Source organism: Methylibium sp., assembly GCF_013817345.1.
Classification (GTDB): domain Bacteria; phylum Pseudomonadota; class Gammaproteobacteria; order Burkholderiales; family Burkholderiaceae_C; genus Methylibium.
Window position 1 is genome coordinate 1 of sequence record NZ_JACDCW010000170.1, and the last position, 4,790, is coordinate 4,790.

3 protein-coding genes and 2 pseudogenes are annotated in these 4,790 nt (G+C 63.5%); 2 read left to right on the plus strand and 3 right to left on the minus strand.

All coding sequences use genetic code 11. From position 1 onward, the window contains the following. A partial coding sequence (gene htpX / locus H0W40_RS19230) for a protease HtpX (protein WP_292449438.1) occupies window positions 1–870 on the plus strand: 870 nt, incomplete at its 5' end. Between the two features lie 31 nt (window positions 871–901). On the opposite strand, the pseudogene H0W40_RS19235 reads toward htpX, so the two are convergent. Then, window positions 902–1,036 (minus strand): annotated as a pseudogene (locus H0W40_RS19235) (alkylhydroperoxidase); the annotation flags it as partial. Window positions 1,037–1,279: 243 nt separating this feature from the next. Further along, window positions 1,280–1,888 (minus strand): annotated as a pseudogene (locus tag H0W40_RS19240) (IS66 family transposase); the annotation flags it as partial. A 274-nt stretch (window positions 1,889–2,162) separates the two neighbouring features. Here H0W40_RS19240 and H0W40_RS19245 point away from each other — a divergent pair. Next, on the plus strand, window positions 2,163–4,235 hold the full coding sequence (locus H0W40_RS19245; protein WP_292449441.1) for a cytochrome c peroxidase: 2,073 nt from the start codon (window positions 2,163–2,165) through the stop codon (window positions 4,233–4,235). Between the two features lie 285 nt (window positions 4,236–4,520). On the opposite strand, the gene H0W40_RS19250 is transcribed toward H0W40_RS19245, so the two are convergent. Continuing rightward, window positions 4,521–4,790 (minus strand): integrase core domain-containing protein (locus H0W40_RS19250; protein ID WP_292449443.1); only part of this gene is annotated, 270 nt, incomplete at its 5' end.

Here is a 4,790-nt window from a genome sequence, read left to right on the forward strand (position 1 = left end):
TTCATCGTCACCAACCTCGCCGTGATGCTGGTGCTCGGCGTCGCCGCCAGCGTGCTGGGCGTCAACCGCTTCCTGACCGCCAACGGGCTGAACCTCGGCATGCTGCTGGCGTTCTCGGCGCTGATAGGCTTCGGCGGCGCGACGATCTCGCTGCTGATCAGCAAGAAGGTCGCCAAATGGTCGACCGGCGCGCAGGTCATCAACGACTCCACCGATCCGACGCACCGCTGGATCGTCACGACCGTCGAGCGCTTCGCCCAGAAGGCGAAGATCGGCATGCCCGAGGTCGCGATCTTCGAAGGCGCGCCGAACGCCTTCGCCACCGGCGCCTTCAAGAACTCGGCGCTGGTCGCGGTGTCCACCGGGCTGCTGCAGGCGATGAACCGCGAGGAGGTCGAGGCCGTGATCGGCCACGAGATCGCCCACATCGCCAACGGCGACATGGTCACGATGACGCTGCTGCAGGGGGTGATGAACACCTTCGTCGTGTTCATCTCGCGCGTCGTCGGCTACTTCGTCGACCGCGTGCTGCTGAAGAACGATCGCGGCGTCGGCATCGGCTACTACGTCACGACGATCGTGATGGACATGGTGCTCGGCGTGCTGGCCGCGATCATCGTCGCGTGGTTCTCGCGCCAGCGAGAGTTCCGCGCCGACGCCGGTTCGGCGCGGCTGCTCGGCCGCAGGCAGCCGATGATCAACGCGCTGGCGCGGCTCGGTGGCGTCGATCCGGGCGAGCTGCCGAAGGCCGTGAAGACCTTCGGCATCAACAGCCGCGGCGCCGGGATGATGGCGCTGCTGTCGACGCACCCGCCGATCGAGGTCCGGATCAACGCGCTGCAGCAGCGCCCGGACGGATCTCCGGACTGATCGCTCGCCCGCGCCGGCGGCGGGCGGAGAGTCAGCCGCCGGCCCGATCCGGCTTCGGCGGCTTGGGCACGCGGCCCATCAGGTAGAACTCGTCGTTCGGCCGCATCGCGCTCAGTTTGGCCGTCCGGTTGCTGAGCCCGAAGAACGCGGTGATCGCGCCGATGTCCCCTTCGTCGCGAAGTCGAGCATCGCGCACTGGCGCGGCGTGATGCGCCGCGATGACCTTGAGCCGCCCTCTGCAGTTCGGGCGGTGCTCGAGGTCGCTCTCGAATACCCGACTGAGTAGCCGGCCCCGGGCGAGGCGCCGTATAGCCGACCTTCACCAGCAGCCGCTTATGGCCGCGTGAGTAGCCGAGCGGCAGCTGCCCGGCGGCCTGGTCTCGATGTCGGCTCATGGGCGCTCTGATCGCGAGTACTGGAACCAGACCGCTGGTGCGTCCTTGGCTGCAGCCGGGCGGTCATCGCGCACGTAGACCCACAGTCGCCCGGTCTTGGTTCGGCCACGGCCGGGGTCGAGCACCGCAACCGGCGTGTCGTCGGCGTGCACCTTGGCGCCGGCCAGCGCGTAGCGCCCCAGCGCAGCCACCAGCGGGTCGAGCAGTGCGTCGCCGTTGTCCACCCAGCCAGCCATCGTCGAGCGGTCGATCTGCACACCATCGCGGGCATAGATGCCGCTCTGCCGGTAAAGAGGGAAATGGTCGCAATACTTGGACACCATCACATGGGCGATGAGCCCCGGGCCGGCCATGCCGCGCGCGATCGGTCGGCTCGGCGCGGCTGCCTGGAAGATCGTCTCGCACGCCACGCAGGCGAGCTTCGGACGCACATGGCGGATGACCTTGAAGTGCGCAGGAACGTATTCGAGTTGCTCCGAGATGTCCTGACCAATCAGGCGAAGACGGCCACCGCAAGCCGTGCAGCCGCACGCCTGGCCCTTCGCGTCGTGGTGGTCGTCGCTGGCCTCGGGCCGGTAGACCTTCGAGTCACGCGGCAGGTGTGCCGGCAACTTGCGATCGACCTCCAGCGTGTTCGCGGCGTCGGCCCGGCGTCCTCGCGTCGCGGGCACGGCCAGCATGTTCTCTGCGCACCGCGCGGGCCGCCCTTGCGGCCTATGTCTCGCACCGTACAAATGACTTCGTCGGAGCAAATCGCGCTCCCGAGGAGGATCTCGCATTCTCTGTGGTGCAACGGACGGAGCCGGTGCACATTCGATTGACCCGCTTACAAGCGTTACATATAAACGCTTTACCAGCAAGCACAGTCGTCTGGCACATCGCTCGTAAGGGATGCCCATGTTTTCCAAGCCGTATCTATTTCGCCGATCCAAAACTATCGCTTTCGGGCTTTTCGGTGTTGCAGTCGCAGGAGCGCTCTCGAGCGGGACTGTCTGGACTCAAGACCAAGTGGACGTCCAGTCACTTGCTTCGCTGAAAACCGTTCGCGTTCCTGGTCCGCCCGATGCGGTCCTGAACGAGTATGTGCGGGACAAGCGTGCAGCGATTCAACTCGGAAAGGCGCTGTTCTGGGACATTCAGGTCGGCAGCGATCGCAAACAAGCTTGCGCCAGCTGTCACTTTCATGCCGGCGCCGACAACCGCATCAAGAATCAACTCAGTCCGGGCTTGCTGGCCGGCGACAAGACGTTCCAGGTTGGCGGTCCGAACCATGAGCTGAGTGAAGAGGATTTTCCGTTTACGAAGCACTTGAATCCGGATCGCGCCGACTCACGCAGATCAGACAAGAATGACGTGGCCTCATCGCAGGGGGTGTTCCGTGCGGACTTCATCAGCGCTGGTGGAAAAGACCCGGACACCTGCTTGAACCTGTCCGAGAGGGTCGACGAAGGCGGCAACGGGTTCCATGTGGGCGGGGTAAATGTGCGGCAAGTCGAGCCTCGCAACACACCAACGACCATCAATGCTGTCTTCAACTTCAGAAACTTCTGGGACGGGCGCGCCGTCAACGACTTCAACGGCGGAGATCCGTTTGGCCTCAGGAATCCGAACGCATTCGTTTTCAAAGCCGTGAACGGCCAGCTGCAGCAAATTGCTGTAGCCATCCCGTTCTCCAGCCTTGCGTCACAGGCGTCGGGTCCTCCTTTGAGCGCGTTCGAGATGTCCTGCAATGGAAGGTCGTTCGTGGAGCTGGGTCGCACTCTGCTCGAGGTCAAGCCACTCGGCAAGCAAAAGGTGCATCAGGCAGACAGCGTACTTGGCCCCCTCGCCGATCCCCGCGGCAATGGGTTGAAGGTGTCCTATGGTGACCTGATCCGCAAGGCCTTCCAGCCCGCGTACTGGAAGAATGGTCCCGCGAAAATGACACCTCAAGAACGTTCGATGGACCTGATTCGGCGGGCGAGCCGTGTGGGAGACCCTGGCGGTGCAAACGGTGGAAACGGCGGACGAGGCGCGGGCGGTGCAGGTGGCCCCAGAGGGCAGCAAAGCGTCGAGCACATCGAAGCCAATTTCGCGTTGTTCTTCGGCCTTTCTCTGCAGCTGTACCAAGCGTCGCTGGTCTCAGACGACACGCCCTTCGACCGATTTTTGGAAGGAAAAAGGACTGCACTCGATCCTCAACAGAGTCGTGGACTGAAGGTGTTTACCGGACAGGGAAAGTGCATCAACTGCCACGGTGGGGCGGAGTTGACGAACGCTTCCGTTCGCAATGTGCTCAACGAACGCCTGGAGCGAATGGTCATGGGTAACGGGGGCGAGGCGGTCTATGACAACGGCTTCTACAACATCGGGGTGCGTCCCACAGCCGAAGACCTGGGCGTGGGCGGCAAAGATCCGTTCGGCAACCCGCTATCGGAGACGAGGATCGCTCAACTGGGCAAGACACGCTTGCTCGGCAATCAGTTCGACCCGGACAAGGAGCCGAGTGTTCAAGCCGGTGACCGGGTTGCCGTGGATGGTGCGTTCAAGACGCCAGGCTTGCGCAACGTCGAGCTGACCGGGCCCTATTTCCACAATGGTGGCAACTCCACCCTCAAGCAGGTGGTGGAGTTCTACAACCGTGGCGGCGACTTCGCGAAAGAGAACCAAGCGGACTTGGATCCTGACATCCAGCCATTGGGGCTTTCGGAAGCCCAGCAGGACGATCTGGTCGCTTTCCTGCTCTCCTTGACGGACGACCGGGTTCGCTTCCAGCGCGCCCCCTTCGATCACCCGAGCCTGTGCGTTCCCAACGGGCATCCGGGAGACGAGGTAACGGTGCCGAGCGTGCCGAGCGAAGGAGGCGATGTGAAGATCGCCGAGGATCTTCTGCGCTGTATTGCTCCGGTGGGCAAGCGCGGATCTCCCACTGCACTGAAGCCGTTCCTTGACGGGCAGACGACACCCCAGACCGGACAGTGGGATCGATAACGCAGATGTCCACGAAGCGTTGTTCGACGCGGACGCGTCACGTAGTTGTCCTACGCGCGCAAGTTCTCGGTTGAATGTAGCCAATCGTCCACGATCAGCCTGAAACGGCCTGCCGCGGCGCCGGCGTCGGGGCCGGTTTTGGGGTTCTATTGATCATCGGAATTCAGGCCGCTGCCAAGCCGCCGGATGCGCCCCGACCGAGCCCGTTCACGGGTTCGGTCCATGGGTCCGCTGCGCTGCGTGAAGTGAACCGCCCCGGGTATCGCGGAGGCCCGTTGGTTTAAGTCAGGCCACCACCGTGGCAGCTTGACTGACGAGTTGGCGGTAGTAGTTTGCTTCAGCTTCTGCGGGCGGGATGTAGCCGATCGGCTCCAGCAGTCGGTGGTTGTTGAACCAGGCGACCCATTCCAGCGTTGCCAGCTCCACCGCCTCCTTGGTCTTCCAGGGTGCACGCCGGTGAATCAGTTCGGCCTTGTACAGCCCGTTGATTGTCTCGGCCAGCGCGTTGTCGTAGCTGTCGCCTTTGCTGCCCACCGAGGGCTCGACGCCAGCTTC

Excerpts from the sequence above, each read along its gene's own strand:
- H0W40_RS19245 (WP_292449441.1), top strand. The coding sequence starts at position 2,163 with ATGTTTTCCAAGCCGTATCTATTTCGCCGATCCAAAACTATCGCTTTC.